The sequence below is a fragment of the [Clostridium] symbiosum genome (assembly GCA_036419695.1).
Taxonomy (GTDB): domain Bacteria; phylum Bacillota; class Clostridia; order Lachnospirales; family Lachnospiraceae; genus Otoolea; species Otoolea symbiosa_A.
Map to the genome: position 1 here is coordinate 2,571,240 of CP143946.1, position 20,707 is coordinate 2,591,946.

At 48.3% G+C, this 20,707-nt stretch carries 22 protein-coding genes; 21 read left to right on the plus strand and 1 reads right to left on the minus strand.

Features of this window, described 5'->3' with window-relative positions; translation table 11 throughout:
* The first annotated feature begins 98 nt into the window (after positions 1 to 98).
* The 20 genes from V3C10_11845 (at position 99) to V3C10_11940 (ending at position 18,856) form a co-directional block, all read left to right on the plus strand.
* Positions 99 to 1,457: an MATE family efflux transporter gene (locus V3C10_11845; GenBank protein ID WVP64462.1), complete on the plus strand. Its 1,359-nt coding sequence runs from the start codon at positions 99 to 101 to the stop codon at positions 1,455 to 1,457.
* 301 nt (positions 1,458 to 1,758) lie between these two features.
* Complete coding sequence (locus tag V3C10_11850) at positions 1,759 to 4,026, plus strand: sensor domain-containing phosphodiesterase (GenBank protein ID WVP64463.1); 2,268 nt, start codon at positions 1,759 to 1,761, stop codon at positions 4,024 to 4,026.
* Entirely contained in the window at positions 3,995 to 5,839 is a 1,845-nt protein-coding gene (locus V3C10_11855; GenBank protein WVP64464.1) for a sensor domain-containing diguanylate cyclase, read from the plus strand. Before V3C10_11850 ends, V3C10_11855 begins: the two co-directional genes overlap by 32 nt.
* A 58-nt stretch (positions 5,840 to 5,897) precedes the next feature.
* The gene (locus V3C10_11860) at positions 5,898 to 6,263 is read left to right on the plus strand and encodes a YlxM family DNA-binding protein (protein ID WVP64465.1); all 366 of its coding nucleotides are present in this window, start codon (positions 5,898 to 5,900) and stop codon (positions 6,261 to 6,263) included.
* A gap of 65 nt (positions 6,264 to 6,328) precedes the next feature.
* Positions 6,329 to 7,693, plus strand: coding sequence for a signal recognition particle protein (gene ffh, locus V3C10_11865; GenBank protein WVP64466.1), 1,365 nt, complete (start codon positions 6,329 to 6,331; stop codon positions 7,691 to 7,693).
* 63 nt (positions 7,694 to 7,756) lie between these two features.
* Positions 7,757 to 7,996 (plus strand): 30S ribosomal protein S16, encoded by a 240-nt coding sequence (rpsP, locus tag V3C10_11870; protein ID WVP64467.1) that lies wholly within the window; start codon positions 7,757 to 7,759, stop codon positions 7,994 to 7,996.
* A 218-nt stretch (positions 7,997 to 8,214) separates the two neighbouring features.
* Positions 8,215 to 8,442, plus strand: coding sequence for a KH domain-containing protein (locus V3C10_11875; GenBank protein ID WVP64468.1), 228 nt, complete (start codon positions 8,215 to 8,217; stop codon positions 8,440 to 8,442).
* Between the two features lie 132 nt (positions 8,443 to 8,574).
* Positions 8,575 to 9,087 (plus strand): ribosome maturation factor RimM, encoded by a 513-nt coding sequence (gene rimM / locus V3C10_11880; protein ID WVP64469.1) that lies wholly within the window; start codon positions 8,575 to 8,577, stop codon positions 9,085 to 9,087.
* A gap of 30 nt (positions 9,088 to 9,117) precedes the next feature.
* Positions 9,118 to 9,852, plus strand: coding sequence for a tRNA (guanosine(37)-N1)-methyltransferase TrmD (gene trmD / locus V3C10_11885; GenBank protein ID WVP64470.1), 735 nt, complete (start codon positions 9,118 to 9,120; stop codon positions 9,850 to 9,852).
* 108 nt (positions 9,853 to 9,960) lie between these two features.
* Positions 9,961 to 11,082, plus strand: coding sequence for an IS110 family transposase (locus V3C10_11890; protein WVP64471.1), 1,122 nt, complete (start codon positions 9,961 to 9,963; stop codon positions 11,080 to 11,082).
* Positions 11,083 to 12,648: 1,566 nt separating this feature from the next.
* Positions 12,649 to 12,996: a 50S ribosomal protein L19 gene (gene rplS / locus V3C10_11895; GenBank protein WVP64472.1), complete on the plus strand. Its 348-nt coding sequence runs from the start codon at positions 12,649 to 12,651 to the stop codon at positions 12,994 to 12,996.
* Between the two features lie 87 nt (positions 12,997 to 13,083).
* Positions 13,084 to 13,632 (plus strand): signal peptidase I, encoded by a 549-nt coding sequence (lepB, locus tag V3C10_11900; GenBank protein WVP64473.1) that lies wholly within the window; start codon positions 13,084 to 13,086, stop codon positions 13,630 to 13,632.
* 14 nt (positions 13,633 to 13,646) lie between these two features.
* Positions 13,647 to 14,504: a ribosome biogenesis GTPase YlqF gene (ylqF, locus tag V3C10_11905; GenBank protein ID WVP64474.1), complete on the plus strand. Its 858-nt coding sequence runs from the start codon at positions 13,647 to 13,649 to the stop codon at positions 14,502 to 14,504.
* Positions 14,505 to 14,587: 83 nt separating this feature from the next.
* Positions 14,588 to 15,235, plus strand: a complete 648-nt coding sequence (locus V3C10_11910; GenBank protein ID WVP64475.1) for a ribonuclease HII — start codon at positions 14,588 to 14,590, stop codon at positions 15,233 to 15,235.
* Between the two features lie 63 nt (positions 15,236 to 15,298).
* Positions 15,299 to 15,658: a YraN family protein gene (locus tag V3C10_11915; protein WVP64476.1), complete on the plus strand. Its 360-nt coding sequence runs from the start codon at positions 15,299 to 15,301 to the stop codon at positions 15,656 to 15,658.
* A 27-nt stretch (positions 15,659 to 15,685) separates the two neighbouring features.
* Entirely contained in the window at positions 15,686 to 16,543 is an 858-nt protein-coding gene (gene pgeF, locus V3C10_11920) for a peptidoglycan editing factor PgeF (protein ID WVP64477.1), read from the plus strand.
* Positions 16,544 to 16,795: 252 nt separating this feature from the next.
* Complete coding sequence (locus V3C10_11925) at positions 16,796 to 16,999, plus strand: alpha/beta-type small acid-soluble spore protein (protein ID WVP64615.1); 204 nt, start codon at positions 16,796 to 16,798, stop codon at positions 16,997 to 16,999.
* Between the two features lie 155 nt (positions 17,000 to 17,154).
* Positions 17,155 to 17,745, plus strand: a complete 591-nt coding sequence (gene rsmD, locus V3C10_11930) for a 16S rRNA (guanine(966)-N(2))-methyltransferase RsmD (protein WVP64478.1) — start codon at positions 17,155 to 17,157, stop codon at positions 17,743 to 17,745.
* Between the two features lie 2 nt (positions 17,746 to 17,747).
* Complete coding sequence (coaD, locus tag V3C10_11935) at positions 17,748 to 18,233, plus strand: pantetheine-phosphate adenylyltransferase (protein ID WVP64479.1); 486 nt, start codon at positions 17,748 to 17,750, stop codon at positions 18,231 to 18,233.
* Positions 18,234 to 18,262: 29 nt separating this feature from the next.
* On the plus strand, positions 18,263 to 18,856 hold the full coding sequence (locus V3C10_11940; GenBank protein ID WVP64480.1) for a vacuolar family H+-ATPase subunit H: 594 nt from the start codon (positions 18,263 to 18,265) through the stop codon (positions 18,854 to 18,856).
* On the opposite strand, the gene V3C10_11945 is transcribed toward V3C10_11940, so the two are convergent.
* The gene (locus tag V3C10_11945; GenBank protein ID WVP64481.1) at positions 18,834 to 19,907 is read right to left on the minus strand and encodes a nucleoside recognition protein; all 1,074 of its coding nucleotides are present in this window, start codon (positions 19,905 to 19,907) and stop codon (positions 18,834 to 18,836) included. The genes V3C10_11940 and V3C10_11945 overlap by 23 nt on opposite strands.
* On the opposite strand from V3C10_11945, the gene V3C10_11950 reads away from it, so the two are divergent.
* Positions 19,900 to 20,703, plus strand: coding sequence for a M23 family metallopeptidase (locus tag V3C10_11950; GenBank protein ID WVP64482.1), 804 nt, complete (start codon positions 19,900 to 19,902; stop codon positions 20,701 to 20,703). The two genes, V3C10_11945 and V3C10_11950, sit on opposite strands and share 8 nt — an antisense overlap.
* The last annotated feature ends 4 nt before the right edge of the window (positions 20,704 to 20,707 follow it).

A 20,707-nucleotide genomic window follows, 5' to 3' on the forward strand; every position in this document is an offset into this window, starting at 1 on the left:
CCACTTGCAATACTCCTGAAGCAGCAGTAGAATATGAGATTGGCTGGGAAATCCGGCTCTGAATTTTATGATGCGATCACAGGAAAGGAAAGCAGATTATGAAGAAGTCTTATGAAATGGATATGTGCAGCGGCCCGATTTTGAAGAAGGTGCTGTCATTTTCCGTGCCGCTTATGCTGTCGGGCGTACTGCAGCTTTTGTTTAATGCGGCCGACGTTATTGTGGTGGGGCGCTTTGCAGGCAGCCAGTCTCTGGCAGCGGTCGGTTCCACCACAGCCTTGATTAACCTTCTAATTAATATATTTATTGGTCTGTCAATAGGGGCGAATGTTCTGGTTGCCCGTTATTACGGGGCGAAGAGTGAGAAAGACGTCAGTGAGACGGTACATACGGCTGTTGCCATCAGTTTGGTGAGCGGAGCCATCCTTGTATTCCTCGGCCTGTTTACCTCCAGATTCATGCTGGAGCTGATGGGGACTCCGGAGGACGTGATCGAAAAGTCCGTTATCTATATGAAAATATACTTTGCGGGAATGCCGGTCGTGATGGCTTACAACTTCGGCAGCGCAATCCTGAGGGCGGTGGGAGATACGAAGAGGCCTCTGTACTTCCTTACACTGGCCGGAGCTGTCAACATCGTGCTGAACCTGTTCTTTGTCATTAAGCTGCATATGGACGTGGCAGGAGTTGCCCTGGCTACTGTAATATCCCAGTGTGTTTCCGCAGGTCTTGTATTAAAATGTCTGGCACAGTCGGACGGACCTCTCAAGCTGCACCTTAAGAAGCTGAGAATCGATAAGAGGAAGACTCTCTTAATCATGAAGATTGGCCTCCCGGCCGGAATGCAGGGAGCCATTTTCTCTATTTCAAACGTTTTAATCCAGTCTTCCGTCAATTCCTTCGGCTCCATTGCCATGGCAGGAAATACGGCTTCGGCCAATATCGAGGGATTTGTCTATACGGCAATGAATGCTCTGTATCAGACAAACCTGAGCTTTACAAGCCAGAATATCGGCGCCCGGATGTATACACGTGTGAACCGTATCCTGTATATCTGCCTCGGCACGGTGACCGCAGTGGGAATGGCCCTTGGTTTTGCCGCCGTTATTGGAGGCACGGATCTGCTGAAGATTTATTCTTCCGATCCGGAAGTTATCTCCTACGGCATGCTCCGAATGTCCATCATCTGCACCACCTATTTTATCTGCGGCTGGATGGATACCCTGGTCGGCAGTCTGAGGGGAATGGGTTATTCCGTTCTCCCCATGGTCGTCTCGCTGACAGGAGCCTGCGGCCTGCGGGTGATTTGGATATTCACCGTGTTCGCCTATCACCATACGCTTTTTTCGCTGTACATATCCTATCCTATTTCGTGGCTGATTACGGCTGCCGCCCATATGATTTGTTACCGCAAAATTTATAAAAAGGTTCCGAAGAAAGACGGAGTCATAGTATAAGTGATTGCTGCCCCCACCGGCTGGACTATATCCCGCCGATGGGGGCAGTAACTGTATTTACGCGGATACTACATGATATTGCGTCATTCTCTTCGCACACGGAAACCATGATATTCCCGGATGGTGGTCAGGGAATATCATGGTTTCCGTGTGATGAAGCGGATGGCGCTTTTTCACCCTAAAACGCTTTCCGCTGTGAATATTAAGTCGCATTATGGAGAATAAGTATTTTTCTGGAGGAACAGCTTCTATTATTGTCGGAATGGTGGACAACAAAACCGTTTGATGCTAAGATAAAATAATGTACAAAAGAAGAGGAAGTGAGACGTTGAGAGAAGAATTCAGAAACAGGCAGAAAAGAGGGCTTGATATCATAAAAAGGTATCAGTGGACAATCAATGAGATACTGACAATGGAGATGCCGGAATCTTTCGTTTATTTCAGCGATCCGGAGACGTATGAGGTACTTTATATCAGCGACGATAAATTTATCGCCGAGGAATTAAAGCGCGATCATTATCAGGGTGAGAAATGCTATGAGGTTTTTCAGGGCCGTTCCGCCCCCTGTCCGTTCTGCACCAACCATCTTCTCAGCAAGGATCATTACTATATCTGGACGCGTCATAATCCTTTCTTGAATAGCGATTATATTTTAAAAGATAAATTTGTGGATCTGGACGGGCGGACCGTCCGTATGGAGATAGCAACGGCTCTGAAGGGGCATGACGCTGTTTTAAGCGCCCTGGAGGAGAGCTTTGAGAGCCAGAATATAGTGATGAACTGTATTCAGCCCATGCTTGATGAGGCGGATCAGCTGGTAGCGCAGAGACGGATCATGGACAATATCTGTCCTTTTTTTGACGCAGAGTGGGGAACCATCCACAGCTGCGGAGAATATCCCACCCTGGTCGAGTGGGGCAGCAGGCCGAAAGGCGTGCGGAGTCCCGGTAAACTGACGTCCGTATACATGAAGGAATGCGGCAAACTTTTAAGCAGTTCATCCCAGATCCTGATTATGGATACGGAGAGTATCAGGGAAACAGATCCGGAAAATTACGAGTTTTTGAAAGCGGAAGGAGTCACCTCCCTCTGCTGTACGCCCATTTTCACAGGGAAAGAGCTGGCCGGCATGATTACCATCGGGAATTTTACCAAGCATCACTCCGACATTACGATGCTCTTTACACTGGCATTCTATATAGCCTCCCTGATGCAGAGAGATGAGCTTTACCGGAAGAAACTGCGCCTTGAGTATTACGATGCGCTGACGGGCAGCCTCAACCTCGAAGGTTTCAGGAGGGAAGCGGGTGTGCTCTTTGCGGCGGCGCCGCTGTCAGAGTATTCAATATGGTACTGTGATATTAAAAATTTCAAATACATTAATGATCTGTTCGGCTTCCATACGGGAAACAGAATATTGAAGTACTGGGCATTCTGTCTGAAAGAAAACTGCCGGGAGGCGGAGATATTCTGCCGTGTCAGTGACGATAATTTTGCATTTTTGTGGAAACGCGATGAAGTGGAAAAGCTTCAGGAAAGATTTGAACGGCTTGTGGAAAAACTGGCTTCATTCACGCCGTTTAAAGAAAAGAATTACCAGGTGGAGGTCAACAGCGGCGTCTTTATTCCGGAGTCCTCCTGTAATATGGGCATGGACGAACTGTTAAACCGCGCCAATATGGCACAGAAGTCGGTGAAGAACCTGAGGGGAAGCAGGCCAGGCTTTTTTACCGAGGAATTGAGGATTAAGGCTCTGAACGAGATACAGATGGAGTCGGAGATGAGGGCGGCTCTTGCAGACGGAGAGTTCGTGCTCTACTTACAGCCGCAGGTTAAACTCAGGAAGGTGAGCGGACAGAAGAAGCACCGGGCGGAGGCGCTGGTGCGGTGGTTGCGCGGCGGACAGATTTATGCGATGCCGGATGATTTTATCGGATTGTTCGAGAAAAACGGCATGATAGCCAGCCTGGATCAGTATCTCTATGAGAAGATTTGTATCCTGATCAACCGGTTGAAAGAAAGCGGGATGCCTTCTGTCTGTATTGCCGTCAATGTATCGAGGCATACGATGATTCAACCCGAATTTGTGGAGACTTATGTTGCGATCAGAGACAAATATCAGATAGAGAATGACGAACTGGAACTGGAGTTTACGGAGAGCATTGCCGTAGAGGATCTGGAACTGATGCAGCAGGTTTTGAAAAAACTGAAAACAGCGGGCTTTATCTGCGCCATGGATGATTTTGGAACGGGGTATTCTTCCCTGAATGTGCTCCAGGTGCTTCCTCTTGATATTCTGAAGCTGGATCGGGGATTTCTGGCCTCAGAAGGGGAGGACGTCCGCAGACAGATTGTAGTTGAGAGCGTGCTTCAGATGGCCAAACGGCTCAACATGCTGACGATTGTAGAGGGTGTGGAAAGCAGGGAACAATTGCAGCTGCTGCAAAGACTGGACTGTGATTATCTGCAGGGATTTTTAGTGTCACCGCCTTTATCCGAAGACGAATATAGAGGTTTTATAAAGGAGGAGGAGATACATGGAGGAGAAAGTGAAATACAGCAGATATAGAACGATACTTTTTGCAGTTGCTGTAACCGCTTTTTGCGTCCTGATTTACACGATTTTTATTAATTATGGTACGAAAGTAAACAAACGTTTTATGAGCATAGAAAAAGAAAACCTCATGGAGTATGGAGAGGCCCAGAGCATTAAAATCAGTGAAGAGCTGACGAATATGAAGGTGCGTCTCAAGTCGGTGGCCGGGTTTGCGGGAGCCTCCTCCTTTGATGTGGAGAGTGAGGAATTCAAACAATACCTTTCACATGTAAACGGGACACAGAATTTTCCCTTTGCCTATGTTTCTGCGAAGGTGTGGGAGGAAAGATCCGGGCAGCCGGACCTGAAGCCGGAGGAACGGGAATTTTACATAAGGCTGCTGGAGGGAAAACCTGCCGTATCCAAGCTCATTTATTCTCCGTCCAGGTCGGGATACTACTTTTTTGCCGGTGAACCTGTTATCAGGAACGGAGAGACGGCAGGCGTCATCAAATGTGCCGTCAGTGTCTCCGAACTGATGAACATGCTGGAGGGCTATTCCGGCATGAGAGGAACCATGGTGAGCTGCATTGCCGACGGAAACGGCAGCATCCTTTACTGCAGCGACAAAGAAGAGTGGGTCGGCCAGAATATTTGTGATATCCTGGAGAGTGCGAAAAACAAAATGGAAGGCATCGACGAATTTATCCGGGCCATTGAGCAAAACTTAAACATCACCCTCACGGTGGACACCGGTACGGACAGCGTTTTTCTGACCAATATTCCCATGGGATTCGAGGGCTGGAACCTGATGAGCTTTTCCGATGCCAACCTGATGAAGGATGTGTCTTCACAGCTTTTGGATGACACGATTCTGATGGGAATGTCCCTGGTGGGGCTCACGCTTCTGGCCGGTCTGTTCATTTATATCCTGATGATAGAAAGTGGGCGCCGGATCAAACTGGAACAGGCGAGATATGCGGCGCTTTCCAATTTTTCAGACACCATCCTTTTTGAATACAACTTTAAAACAGACGTGCTCCAGCTGACGCAGAATGCCACGGAACTCCTGGGAGTCGTACGGCACAGCATCGAAAAATTCAGCAGCTTCTGCGGAGGACTGGTCCATCCCGATGATGTGCAGGAGACCGTGGAGTCCATTGCTTCCGTCAGGACAGATGGAGAGTTAAAGGTGGTGGAGCTGAGACTGTTAGGCCGGGATGGAGGCTGGATCTGGTGTGAATGCAAGATGCAGCCAATCAGCGGCAATAAAGATATTGTCATAGGTAAACTGACTGACATTACCGGACGTAAGGCGAAAGAAATGAATCTGCTCTCCTTAAGTTCGACCGATACCCTGACCGGCCTTATGAACCGGGAGGCGTTTGTGGGCAAGGTGGAGTCGCTTATTGAAGAAAAGCAGAAGGGATTCTTCTTTATGATTGACGTTGATAATTTCAAGCTGGTCAATGACACGAAAGGCCATGAGGCGGGGGACGGTTATCTTACCAGAATCGGCGAACTTCTCCGCCAGTCGTTCCGTGATTACGATCCGGTGGCCCGGATTGGCGGAGATGAATTTGCCGCTTTTATGTCGGATACCTCGGACATTGAGAATGCGCAGAAGAAGGCGGAGCTGATTCTTTCCAAAATGAGCCATTCACAGGGGGAAACAGAAGTTGGGATGTCCGTCAGCATCGGAGTCGCAGCCTGTCCGTTCGACGGCCGGACCTACCAGGAGCTGTACCGCAATGCGGATCACGCAATGTATATGGCAAAAAGAGAGGGCAAAAACCGTTTTGTCTGCCATAGAGCGCAGGAGGCTGAAGCTTCTGTTTCGGAATAACGAAAAGAAAAAACAGGGTGTAAAGAAAAAACACTTGACACCCTGTTGAACCTGTTGTATGATAAGTCAGGTGATTGAAATGGAAAAAATTGTAGAGCAGGGTCTTTTATATGATTTTTACGGTGAATTGCTTACGGAGCATCAGAAATCGATTTACGAAGATGTTGTGTTCAACGATTTGTCCCTGAGCGAGATTGCAAAAGAAAAAGGCATCAGCCGTCAGGGAGTCCATGATATGATAAAGCGCTGCGACAAAATACTGAACGGTTATGAAGAAAAACTGGGCCTTGTTAAGAAGTTTATTAAGACAAGGGAGCTGGTGGAGGAGATTAACAGCCTTACCGGCGAGTTTCTTGAGACAGAGGACAAGGAACTGATTAAGCGCGTTGGACAGATTTCCAATGATATCCTGAAACTAGTATGATTGATTGGCGATGAAAAGTTTGTGTAATCTGCTTTTTACTGCCTGACTTGAACGGAGGGTTTTGAATGGCTTTTGAAAGCTTGGCAGACAAACTGCAGAACGTTTTTAAAAACCTGACGGGAAAAGGACGCTTATCGGAAGCGGACGTTAAAGCGGGGCTTAAGGAAGTCAAGATGGCTCTCCTCGAGGCCGATGTAAGCTTTAAAGTCGTAAAACAGTTTATCAATTCTGTACAGGAACAGGCGGTGGGCACCGATGTGCTGAACGGCCTACATCCGGGGCAGATGGTAATAAAGATTGTCAACGACGAACTCGTGAAACTGATGGGTTCCGAGATGACGGAGATTGCTTTAAAACCCAGCAATGAGATTACGGTTATCATGATGGCCGGCCTTCAGGGAGCCGGTAAGACGACGACCACGGCCAAGATAGCGGGCAAGCTTAAGGCCAAGGGAAGAAATCCCCTTCTGGCGGCCTGCGACGTATACCGTCCTGCGGCGATTGAACAGCTTCAGAAGAACGGTGAGAAGCAGGGAGTGCCTGTCTTTTCCATGGGTACGGGCCACAAGCCGGTGAACATTGCAAAGGCGGCAATCGAGCATGCGTCAAAGAACGGCCAGAATGTGGTAATCATCGATACCGCCGGACGTCTTCATATCGATGAAGATATGATGAATGAGCTGGTGGAAATCAAGGAGAACGTGGATGTAAACCAGACACTTCTCGTAGTTGATGCCATGACGGGACAGGATGCGGTCAATGTAGCCGGAATGTTTAACGACAAGATCGGCGTCGACGGCGTTATTCTGACCAAGATGGACGGTGACACACGAGGCGGTGCGGCCCTATCCATTAAAGCCGTAACCGGCAAACCGATTCTTTACGTCGGCATGGGAGAAAAGCTTTCCGATTTAGAGCAGTTCTATCCTGACAGGATGGCATCCAGGATACTCGGTATGGGCGATGTGCTGTCGATTATCGACAAGGCCGCAGCCGTGATGGATGAAGAAAAAGCAAAAGAACTCAGCAAAAAGATTAAAAAGGCCGAGTTTGACTATAATGATTTCCTGGATCAGATGCGCCAGATTAAGCAGATGGGCGGCATGTCCAGCATCTTAACGATGATGCCGGGGATGAACCAGTTAAAGGGCGTGGATCTGGACGGCAACGAGAAGGCGATGGGAAGAGTCGAGGCGATTATCCTCTCCATGACGGATGAAGAGAGAAAGAACCCGGATCTCATCAACCCCTCCAGGAAAAAGCGCATTGCGAATGGCGCAGGCGTGGACATTGCCGAGGTAAACCGGATGGTGAAACAGTTCGGCGAGATGAAGAAGATGATGAAACAGCTTCCCGGAATGATGGGAGGCGGCAAACGCCGCGGCGGTGGTCTTGGCGGCATGCTCGGGAAGATGAAATTCCCGTTTTAAAACCAGTTAGTATGATGCATAAGCATTATCTATACAGAATTAACCCAAGGAGGTGAAAGTAAAATGGTAAAGATGAGACTGAAAAGAATGGGTCAGAAGAAGGCTCCTTTCTATAGAATTGTTGTTGCAGATTCCAGATCCCCGAGAGACGGAAGATTCATCGAAGAGATTGGTTACTATGATCCGAACACAGAGCCAAGCACAATCAAGATCGATGAGGAAGCAGCTAAAAAGTGGTTATCTACAGGTGCTCAGCCAACCGAAACTGTTGGTAAACTTTTAAAAATCGCCGGCATCCAGTAATCACTTACTATTCACAGCCGTTATACCCGATTAAGCGGGGCACGCAGTCCCGCAGGGTGTTTTTATGCGCGTTGCGTATAAAAATCCCGAGTCTGACGGCGCGAAACTGCATCTTGCAGTTTCTGTGCATCGCGAAGCGAGTTGCTGTTCGCAGGACTGCGTTTTTGCAGGACTGGGAGCAGTGACAATTAGCAGCCTGGCCTGTGAGGTGAATTGGTATGAAAGAATTAGTTGAAGTGATCGCAAAAGCACTGGTTGAAAACCCAGACGAAGTTGCAGTTACAGAATCGGAGAAAGATGACGAGATTGTAGTTGAGCTTAAGGTTGCCGCCTCAGACATGGGAAAGGTGATCGGTAAACAGGGACGTATTGCCAAGGCAATCCGCTCTGTTGTAAAAGCAGCAGCTTCCAAAGATGATAAGAAAGTTATTGTAGAAATTCAGTAACGTAAAAGCCGCCGGCCTGCAGGGGAAGACGGCTTTTCTTTTGATACGGCAAAGAATCCTAATAAAGCGGGATTTTTCTATATGACAACGGCGGGATTGCAGCCTGCCGCACGGAAAGGACAGGGAAGCAGGATGGAACAGTTTCTGCGGGTGGGTGTTATCTCCTCGACCCATGGAATTAAAGGAGAGGTAAAAGTATTTCCTACAACCGATGACGCAAACAGATTTAAAAAACTGAAGGAAGTGCTGCTCGACACGGGAAAAGAACGTATTCCCATGGAAGTAGAACAGGTGAAATTTCATAAGAATATGGTCATTGTCAAATTCAAGGGCTATGACAATATCAGCGATATGGAACTGTATAAGGGAAAAGATCTTCTCGTCTCCAGGGATCAGGCGGTTAAGCTTGAGCCGGACGAGAATTTCATTATAGATTTAATCGGTCTTAAGGTGGTCACGGATGAAGGGGTGGATTTTGGTACGGTGAAGGATATTCTCCAGACCGGCGCCAACGACGTCTATGTGATCGACGGCAATGATGGGAAGGAATACCTGTTCCCATCCATCAAGGAGTGTATTCTGGATGTAAACCTGGACGAGGGAAAGGTGACGGTTCATATTATGGACGGCCTCCTGGATTTATAATATCTGGATATTTTTAAGGAGCATAATTTTATGAATTTTCATATTCTAACGCTGTTTCCCGAGATGGTGATGGGAGGGCTTAACACCAGCATTACCGGCCGGGCCATGGAAAACGGCCTGATATCGGTGGAAGCCGTCAATATACGGGATTATTCCACGGACAAGCATCATCATGTGGACGATTATCCGTATGGCGGCGGAGCTGGAATGGTGATGCAGCCCGGACCGATCTACGCGGCCTGTGAGGATCTGGCCGGAAAGATCGGAAAGCGGCCGAGAGTCATCTATATGACACCCCAGGGGCGGGTATTTAACCAGAAAATTGCCGAGGAGCTGGCGCAGGAGGATGAACTTGTATTCCTCTGCGGCCACTATGAGGGAATCGACGAGCGAGTTCTGGAACTTGTCGTGACGGATTATCTCTCTATCGGTGATTATGTGCTTACCGGCGGCGAACTGCCCGCCATGGTCATGATAGACTGCATCTCAAGGCTGGTGCCGGGAGTGCTGAATAACGACGTCTCCGCGGAATTTGAATCATTCCACGACAATCTGCTGGAGTATCCACAGTACACAAGGCCCGAGGAGTTTATGGGCAAAAAAGTACCGGAGGTGCTCTTGTCGGGCCATCATAAAAACATCGACGAGTGGCGGCGCAGGAAATCCATAGAACGCACACTGGAGCGCAGGCCAGAACTGCTTGAAGATGCTGTTTTATCGAAGAAGGAGGCGTTGTATCTGGCGCAGCTTAAAGGGGAGGATTAGACAATAAGTAATGACCCCCAGTTTGTAAATTCGTGGATTTACCTGTATACTAAAGTTTGTTAAGAACAAAGGTAACAGGGATTACCGCATACAAATGGAGGTCATCAAATGAATTATAACACAGTTTACGTAGGAATGGATGTTCATAAGGAAAGTTTTTCACTTTGCAGCTTCACAATCGAAGAAGACAAAGCGTCCCATGTCCAGAAAGTCGAATCGGATTACAAACAAGTCCTAAAATATCTCGAGTTTCTGCGTACCATTTACGGAAAGGATGCGTATTTCATATGCGGTTATGAGGCTGGCTGTCTCGGCTTCACTTTATATCATCAGTTAACGGAACATCATGTTAACTGCGTAATCCTCGCTCCGACTACCATGTTACAGAAGCGTGGGAAGAAAAAAATAAAAACAGACAAACGCGACGCTGCCCTGATTGGCCGCTGCTTGGCCCAGCATAATTATAGCCCGGTCCATGTCCCTACGGAGCAGGATGAAGAAATCAAGGAATATCTCCGGATGCGAACCGACCACAAGCTGGCGCTTAAAAAGATAAAGCAGCAGATCCTGGCATTCTGCTTGCGCCATAATTATCGCTATGAGAGAGGCGGCAGCCACTGGACTCAAACCCATATCAAATGGCTCAGGGCATTGACCCCGGATGGCCTGTACAAGGAGATTCTCGACGAATATCTGTTGACCTTCGATCAGCTCAGCAATAAACTGGAGCGTCTTGAGCAGCGTATTGAGGAGCTTGGGTCCAGGGAGGAATATCGGGAAGATGTCAAAAAGCTCACCTGTTTACTTGGCGTCAAAACCCAGACCGCCTTGTCTGTCATAGTGGAGGTTGGCGATTTCAAGCGGTTTGCGACAGCAGACCGGTTTGCATCGTACCTGGGGCTGGTACCAGGCGAAGATTCCAGCGGGGACGGACGACAGAGGCTTGGCATCACCAAGGCAGGGAACACCCACGTGCGCCGGTTGCTGGTTGAAGCGGCGCAGAGTTATAGCCGTGGGCAAATCGGATACAAGTCTAGGGAATTAAAAGCCCGCCAGAGTGGAAATACACCACAGGTGATTGCTTACGCAGACAAGGCCAATGAGCGCCTAAGGCGGCGCTATTACAAAATGGTGCTTGGACAGAACAAGCGCAGCAATGTAGCAAAAACAGCAATCGCAAGGGAACTGGCCTGTTTCATGTGGGGAATGATGACGGATCACATAGCCTGATACGGTTACAGCACCGTGCGGCTCCGGTCAAGGCTGCTGCGCACCGCCTGCGGCGTCAGGGCCCTGACAGTAACCGCCCGCTACAGTAGCGGGTAAACAAGCCGATGTAAGCTGGCTAGCGCCACATACATCTAGCCACAATCCAAAGTAACAACTGAAGACATCTTGAAAGGGTTTCGGCCATTTCAAGGTTCGGGCTATCTACGCCTCAACTATGTAGGCACAAATATTTGTGATCCACGCAATTAGACGGTAGAGCCCACGGCGGACCATTGACCTGTAGGTAACCAATCCACGAATATCAGAGTGGCCAATGCCGGGAACTGACACTCCGAAGCTCTTTCCAGATGTCTTCAGAAACAAAAAATAAAAGTATGTGGTGAAGTTCCGCAATTTACACTTGACAAAAGTCATTACATATCAGTTGAGAGGTGAGGACGCCTCTGTAAGATGGCGGACGGGGGAGTGGGTTGGTGTATATGAGTCTTCAGTCCCGGTGTTTAGTGTGTGGTGAGGGGGGAATCCGGAGAAAAAAATTCCTACGGGGACACGCTCGCGCTTGTGAAGCGCACAGCGGATGCTAGGCTCGAAAACACCTCGCCAAGCACCGGCGGGCTTCAAGGTCTCCCTTCGGAAAGTTTTTCTCCTCCTTCCCCGGGCAGGTTATCGACGGGACTGAAGACTCAGCGAAGGGTGTTGCCCCGTCCGTCATCTTCAGGGGCTGATTGTCTCTTTCGTCAAGTGGGGAGGAGGTATTGTCGCGACCACTACGTAGTGGCGATATTTATACGGAGCTGGGCTGTTATGGTAAATGCCTCGTGATATGCAGTGACAGAATAAAACGCTGTTTCGTGCCGGTCGATTTGGATTTAGGTATCTTTATGTGAAAATGTATAGAAATGCTTTGTAGAATGTAAACTCATGAATAGCGATTGAGTTTTTTTTGATTGAGATTTTTCGTTTTGTCGGCATTTCAGATTATATGAAAGAGATGTCTAAGACGGAATTGAAAGAGGATTCTGTCTTTCAGATAGAGAGTTTAAGTAGAGAATTTAGAATGAGCAGGAGTCATTCCCCAGGGATTGGAGTAAACGTAGTGGCAGCGACAGTTCCCTTTTCCCCTTTGAAGGAAGAGAACAATTCAGCGGCCGCAGGCCGGGATTCGGGATGGCGAAAACCTTCGCGTCTTCAGTCCCGGGCCATAACCTTCCTGTGGGGGAGGAGGGAGAAAATGATTCCGGAGGGAACCTGGGAGTTCATCGGCACTTACCGAGGTCTTTTCGAGGTTAGTGTCCGTTATGTACTCCAAAGAGCGCAAGCGTTTCCCGCAGGAACTTTTTCTGCCCGGATTCCCCACCCGCGACTAAACTCAAGCCGGGACTGAAGAATCATAACCTACCTCTCACCATCCCGCCCCCCGACCGTCCCGGCGGCGTTCTCATTTCTCAAAAAACGCTTGCATTCCACCCCAATATATGGTATCATAATAAACTGTGAAATAAAGAGATGGTCCTCTGTTACGGAATGTATTAAGAACATCAAAGATTTTAAAGGAGGTTCACTAGGATGAACGAAATTATCAAGAATATCGAAGCTGCTCAGTTGAAAGCAACTGTTCCGAGCTTCAATGTAGGAGATACAGTAAGAGTATCTGCTAAAATCAAAGAGGGAAACCGTGAGAGAACTCAGATTTTCGAAGGAACTGTTATCAAGAGACAGAACGGCAGTTCAAGAGAAACTTTCACCGTAAGAAAGAATTCCAACGGTGTAGGCGTAGAGAAGACATGGCCGTTACATTCTCCTGTTGTTGAGAACATTGAAGTAATCAGAAGAGGTAAAGTAAGAAGAGCAAAACTTAACTACTTAAGAGACAGAGTTGGTAAAGCTGCCAAAGTTAAAGAGTTAGTTAAATAATTCTTGGAATGAAAAGGGACAATGTAAATTGTCCCTTTTTTAGCAGACAGGTTATTGCAGTTCATAACGACAGGTTAGGGGAAAAGAATGCATATAGACGAAGAACCCAGCCGCCTGCGGCTGATAGTTAACTGGATTGTTGATATCGTTGTCGTAATATCCATTGCCTGGTTTGTTGTATTCTCGATGGGGACGCAGATTACAGTGACGGGCCAATCCATGGAACCTGTGCTCTCACAGGATGAAATGGTTTTGATGAACCGGCTTTCCGTCAGGTTTGGAAAGATCAAACGGTTCGATATCATAGTATTTGAAAAGGAAGATAAGAAATTTAATATTAAGAGAGTGGTCGGCCTGCCTGGTGAGACGGTGCAGATTAAGGACGGTTCTCTCTATATTAATGATGAAAAAATAGAGGCGGAGAACGGACTGTCACAGGCTGCGCTTGCAGGTCTTGCGGAAAATCCGGTGGTACTTGCGGAGGATGAATACTTTCTTCTGGGAGATAACCGGGAAAACAGTGAGGACAGCCGTTTTGTCAATGTAGGAAATGTAAAGAAGAGCCAGATTCGGGGAAAGGTCTGGTTCCGGATACGTCCGCTGCGCCGTATCGGGCTGATACGCTCCGGCGCCTGAAAGGAGATTCACAGATGAATATACAATGGTATCCAGGCCATATGACAAAGGCCAAAAGAGCCATGAAGGAAGATATTAAACTGATCGATCTGGTGATCGAGCTGGTGGATGCCAGGGTTCCTCTTGGAAGCAGGAATCCCGATATCGATGAACTGGCAAAGGGAAAAGGCAGGATCATTCTTTTGAATAAATCGGATCTGGCGGATGAGAGATATAATGAGAAATGGTCGGCCTGGTTTCAGGCCAAAGGATTCCACGTTATTAAAGTGAATGCAAGATCCGGCATGGGTTTAAAACAAATCCAGCCGCTGGTGCAGGAGGCCTGCCGTGAGAAGATCGAGCGCGACAGGAGAAGGGGAATCTTAAACCGGCCCGTCCGTACGATGGTAGTCGGTATCCCGAATGTGGGGAAATCCACCTTTATCAATTCATTTGCAGGAAAAGCGTGCACAAAGACCGGGAACAAGCCGGGCGTAACAAAGGGCAACCAGTGGATCCGGCTGAACAAAACGCTTGAGCTTTTAGATACCCCGGGAATTCTCTGGCCCCGTTTTGAAGACCAGGATGTGGGGCTGAAACTGGCCTTTATCGGTTCCATCAACGACGAGATCATCGATAAAGAAGAGCTGGCCGCAGAACTGCTTAAATTCCTGATGAAGCATTACGGCGTCAATCTGAAAGAGCGGTACGGAATAGACTCAGAAGACCCGTATGAGGCCCTTAGACAGGTGGCCAAGGCGCGTTCCTGTCTTTTAAAGGGGAATGAACTGGATACGAAGAAGGCGGCCAACATCCTGTTTGATGACTTCAGAAGCGGGAAACTGGGACGGATTACGCTTGAATTCCCGGAGGACCAGGAAAAAGAAGACTAAGAAATTAACGATAAATAAGAATTAAAGAAAATTAAGAAACCAGAGACAGGGAACCGAACGATAAGACAGGAGAGATACAAAGGATGAGAAAAATCAGCAGTGAGAAGCTTGAGCAGGAGCTAGCGCGCCTGGACCGGATGAAAGAATATGAGCGCAAATATGAAGGGTATTCCATTGTCTGCGGAATCGACGAAGCAGGCAGGGGACCGCTTGCAGGCCCGGTTGTGGCGGCAGCCGCGGTTTTGCCGAAGGACGCCACCATTCTCTGGCTGAATGATTCCAAGAAGCTTTCCGAGAAACGGCGCGAGGAACTGTTCCAGGAGATTCAGGAAAAAGCGGTGACATACGGAGTGGGCATTGTGAGCCCGGCGGTCATTGATGAGATTAATATTCTTCAGGCCACCTATGAGGCGATGAGACAGGCGGTTTCCTCCCTTTCCTCCGAGCCGGATATCCTGCTGAACGACGCCGTCATCATTCCTGGAATTGATGAGAAAAAGCAGGTTAAGATTATTAAGGGCGACGCCAAAAGCGTTTCCATCGCAGCGGCCAGCATACTGGCTAAAGTGACGAGGGACCGCATGATGGGAGAGTATGACAAGCTTTATCCGGAATACGGTTTTGCACAGCATAAGGGATACGGCACAAAAGCGCATATGGATGCCATCCGGGAATTCGGCGTCTGCCCGATCCACCGCAGAAGCTTTTTAACGAAGATGGATTTAAAATAACAGGAATTAAAATGAATAGGAATTAAGGTTAACGGGAACTAAGATTAACAGGGACTAAAATGAATGGGTACTAAAAATAACAGAGAGACAGGCAGCCGTCATGAATCACAGGCGGCTGTTTTCCTTACGGAGCGGGGCTATGTAATTCTGGAACGGAATTACCGCTGCCGCACGGGAGAAATTGATCTCATTGCAAAGGATAACGGATACCTCGTATTTATAGAGGTAAAATACAGAAGCTCAGGGTACAGCGGAGATCCGGCGGAGGCAGTGGACATGAAGAAGAGACGGAGGATTGCCGGAGCGGCCCGCTATTACCTTTTGACCCATGGATACGGGGAGGATATTCCCTGCCGTTTTGATGTCGTGGCGATTCTGGGCGATGAGGTGCGAGTGGTTAAGGACGCATTCTGGCTGTCGTGATGCTTCTGTTCAGGAGGACTTGAAAGAATGGAATTTATGAAAAAGACGGAGGATACCGTATTGACGCTGAAAGAAAAGGAGGGTGTTCCTTTTCTTTCGTTTCCCATACTGGAAAAAACGGGACTTGTTTCCCAGGCTTTTTCCACCAGACTGGGCGGGGTGAGCAAAGGGGATTTTGCATCGATGAACTTCTCTTTTACAAGAGGAGATAACCGGGAAGATGTGCTGGAAAATTACAGGAGGATGGCTGCGGCCCTCGGTGTGGACATGAACCGCATGGTTCTGACCTGGCAGACCCATACGACCAATGTAAGGCGCGTGACGTCGGAGGATGAGGGGAAAGGCGTAGTGAGGGACCGTGATTACCGCGATGTGGACGGCCTGATTACCGATATTCCCGGCATTACACTGGTTACGTTTTTTGCGGACTGCGTTCCGCTTTATTTTCTGGATCCGGTCCACAGGGCGATTGGCCTGTCACATTCCGGCTGGCGCGGCACGGTGAAACGGATGGGACAGGTGACGGTGGATGCGATGAAAGAGGCGTTCGGCTCACGGCCGGAGGATATCATCGCCTGTGTCGGACCAAGCATCTGTAAAGACTGTTACGAGGTGGGAGCGGAAGTGGCCGAAGAATTTTGCGGCGCTTTTGATGAAGCATGCCATAATGCAATTTTACTTAAAAAGCCGGACGGAAAATACCAGCTTGATCTTTGGAAGGCCAATGAGATTGTTTTAACGGAGGCGGGAATCAGAAAAGAAAATCTGGCGGTGACCAATATCTGCACCTACTGCAATCCGGATCTTTTGTTTTCCCACAGAAGGAGCGCTGAGCGGCGCGGCAATCTCTGCGCATTCCTTTCATTAAAAGAAAAGCAGATTTAAAATTATTAATAAAAAGGCAGAAACAACGAAAAGCACGCTTCGCGAACTTTTCATTGCCACTCAACAAAACCATTATAATTGTAGGAAATAAACGTCCGGTTGGACAGGTGGCAGGAAATCCCATTAGTTCCAAAAGATATCAGAGTATTATTTCATCTGAGAGCCATAATAGGAGTGTAGCATAAATAACAGCCCATGAAACACACAAACAAATGCATGGGCAAAATAAAAACAGATGAAAAGGAGGCGTTTATTATGTCTACTACAAACAACACAAACGTACCAGAAGCAAAGGAAGCAATGAACAGATTCAAAATGGAGGTTGCCAACGAAATTGGTGTGCCGTTAACAAACGGATACAATGGTAACTTAACATCTGCACAGAATGGTTCTGTAGGCGGATATATGGTTAAGAAGATGATCGAAGCACAGGAAAGACAGATGGCAGGTAAATAAATCATTTAACTGACATTAACGGAAAATCCTGAGTTTTTCGGCGAAGGTACAGGGCTGCGGCAGATGTTATGCTGCCATTGCCCTGTATTTTTGCGTGAAATAGCTTTGAATTCGGAAATACTGCTTGTATATAAATCAATTACATACTATAATAGATGAGAAAAAAATTTTCGGGGAAAGAATCCATGCGTGTGATATCGGGAAGCGCCAAGAGGCTGCTTTTGAAAACAATAGAAGGTAAGGATACCAGGCCTACCACAGATAGAATTAAAGAGACGCTATTTAACATGATGCAGAATGATATTTATGGCTGCACTTTTTTAGATCTCTTCAGCGGAAGCGGAGCAATCGGCATCGAGGCGCTGAGCCGCGGCGCCGGGCTGGCCGTTATGGTGGAGAATAATAAAAGGGCAATCGAATGTATCAGGGAGAATCTTAAGACTACCCGTCTGGAAGAGAAGGCAATGGTGATGGACTGTGATGTGATAACCGCGCTTAAGCGTCTGGAGGACAGACAACTTACGTTTCATATCATTTTTATGGATCCGCCATACAATCAGCTTCTGGAGAAGACGGTGCTTGAATATCTGGCCCATTCGGCTTTGATTGACCGGGATACCCTTATTATTGCGGAAGCATCCAGGGAGACAGAGACGGATTATCTTTCTGGGCTTGGCTTTGAACTTGTACGGGAAAAGGTGTATAAGACAAACAAGCATTTATTCATTACCAAAGGAGAAAACTAAAAATGAAAACAGCCATTTACCCGGGCAGCTTTGACCCGGTGACGCTCGGCCATTTTGATATAATTGAGCGTTCTTCCAAAATTTTTGATAAACTCATCGTCGGGGTTTTGAATAATAGTGCAAAATCTCCGTTGTTTTCTGTCGAAGAACGTGTTAAGATGTTAAGGGATGTAACCTCACATTTTGGCAATGTGGAGGTGCAGTCTTTTGATGGTCTGCTGATTGATTTTGTACGCGGGAATCATGCGAACGTGATCGTCAGGGGACTCAGGGCTATTACGGATTTTGAGTATGAACTGCAGCTTGCGCAGATGAACAGGGTTATTGCACCCGAGATAGACACACTGTTCCTGACTACCAATCTGAAATATGCATATTTAAGCTCCAGCATGGCGAAGGAAGTGGCCATGTACGGAGGTGATATTTCTTCCTTTCTGGCTCCCGAGGTTGCCGAGAAAGTGAGAAAGAAATATGCGGTGCAAAAGTGACAGGGAGCAAATAAGTAAGGAGAAAGACTATGAGCAGAATTGAACAGATCATTACAGAGATTGAAGACTATATCGACAGTTGTAAATATCAGGCGCTGTCCAATGCAAAGATTCTTGTTAATAAAGAAGAGATTGAGGAGCTGCTTGTGGAGCTCCGCTTAAGGATACCGGAAGAGATCAAGAAGTACCAGAAGATTATCAGCAACCAGGATGCGATTCTCCAGGAAGCACGCGCTCAGGCCGATGCCATGGTGGCGGAGGCAACGGCCCAGACGAATGAACTGGTGAATGAACATGAGATTATGCAGCGCGCCTATTCCGAGGCCAACAGCATCATTGAACAGGCGAATGCCCAGGCCCAGGCAATTGTGGACGGTGCCGTGATTGAAGCGAATAATATCCGCCAGGGCTCCGTACAGTATACGGACGATATGCTGCGCAGCCTTCAGACGATCATTAAGCACTCCATGGAGGGCGCACAGGGCAGATTCGACGCCTATATGAGTTCCATGCAGTCCAGCTTTGATATTGTATCCTCCAACCGCAACGAGCTGGCGGGCAGCGTTGTGAGGGAGCCGGATGACAACGGTGAGGCTGCGGCTACAGAGATGACAGCAGAATAAGAATAAAACATGCGAGACTGGCGTGAACCAGTTTCCAGAGTACATAATGCCGGATGGAGAGTCCGGCATTTTTTATAACCGTATTTGTCTGGGAGACGCCGGAGAGGCCTCCGAAGGCGGCCGAAAACAGGATTACAAGCGCAGCGGGCAGGCCGGACAGCGAGCGGGAGACATTGTCGATTCCCGTCGTCATTTCCACAAAACCGGTCAGAAGCGGTTTGACCGGTTCCGGGATCAGGCCGGAGCCGCAGATAAAACGCGCAAGGATGGAATACAGCATGATATATCCGCCGATTTTGACCATAATTTCCAGGGAGGACATCATAATCTCGTCAAAGGGCTGGGATTTGGCGGGAGGCACATCCGCAGACACCCCCATGGACGTACCCGCATATCTATTTGCCGATGTACCCGCAGATGTGCCCGCAGGCAGCGAGGCGGCGCTTCTGCCTTCGGTGGAATAGACGGCAGACGATTTTTTTTGTTCCCTGTTTCTGTCCCTGTAGAAAACCTGTACCAGAAAACCGAGCAGAATAACCGGTATGTAAAGGGAAAACGCGACTGAGAAAAACGGGACGGTACCATCCAGATGGGAATGGACATATCCGGCTACGAACATCGGGCTGGGACAGCCTGCGATGGCCAGAAGCCGTTTTCCCTCATTTGCCGTGATTTTTCCTTCTCTCAGGAAATCGGCGGTCGTCTTGGCCCCCATCGGGTAGCCGCAGAGAAGCCCTGCCATCAGGGCATAGCTTCCGCCGTCCGACAGGTGAAGCAGCCTGAAAAGAGGGGAAAAGGGACGGGTGATGAGAGGCACGCCTCCCCAGGCCACGAGCAGGCTGGAACAAAGCATAAAGGGAAGTAATGTCGGGAGCACCACGTTAAACCACAGCAGAAGACCGGACTTGGCTCCCTCAAAGGACTGGGCCGGATGCATCAGCAGGAAAATCAGGATCAGGACCGGGATGACCGGCAGGATGGATTTTTTCATAAGAGTCCGAATAGAATGTTTTATATAATATATGTCCGGAAGCGATTCTCTTATGTTCATTATATTTCTCATTCTGTTATCCGTCTTTAACACAACCATGTTTCACTGGCTGGGGCAGAACCCTGGCTTTTACCAGTTGAATGCCTATACCTGGGAGAGTGACGACTTCAGGAGCATGAAACTGGGAGCGGCCATTGCCGGGCAGAAAAGCCCGGATTACGATCAGATAGCATCCCTGATGCTGGAACATGAATTTGATTTGACAGACTGTAAGGATTTGACGTATCATAACAGCATGGCCCTGATGCAGAAGCCGGCCGCTTATAAGAAGCTGGCGGGTGCGTATGAGGTGATCCTTACGGATTTAAAATACTTTCCCATCCCGGAGAGCACGAGGGCGGGTACGCCTTTTCCCGTCTATGAGGACAGCTGGAAACAGAAGCGGACTTACGGCGGAGAGAGGGGACATGAGGGCTGCGATATCATGGGCACGGAGCGGGAGCGCGGTTTTTATCCCGTCATAAGTATCAGCGACGGCACGGTGGAAAAGATGGGCTGGCTGGAACAGGGAGGCTGGCGGATCGGAATCAGGACGCCGTCGGGCGCTTACATCTATTATGCCCATCTCTACTCCTATGCAGGAGATTTAAAGGTGGGAGATAAGGTGAGGGCGGGAGAGCTGCTCGGCTATATGGGGGATTCCGGCTATGGAAAGCAGGAGAACACGGTGGGCAATTTTGCCGTGCATCTGCATCTGGGAATTTACATCCGGACCGATCATTATGAAGAGCTGAGCGTAAATCCGTACTGGATATTAAAATATCTGGAAAAAAACCGATTGAAATACAATTACTGACAGT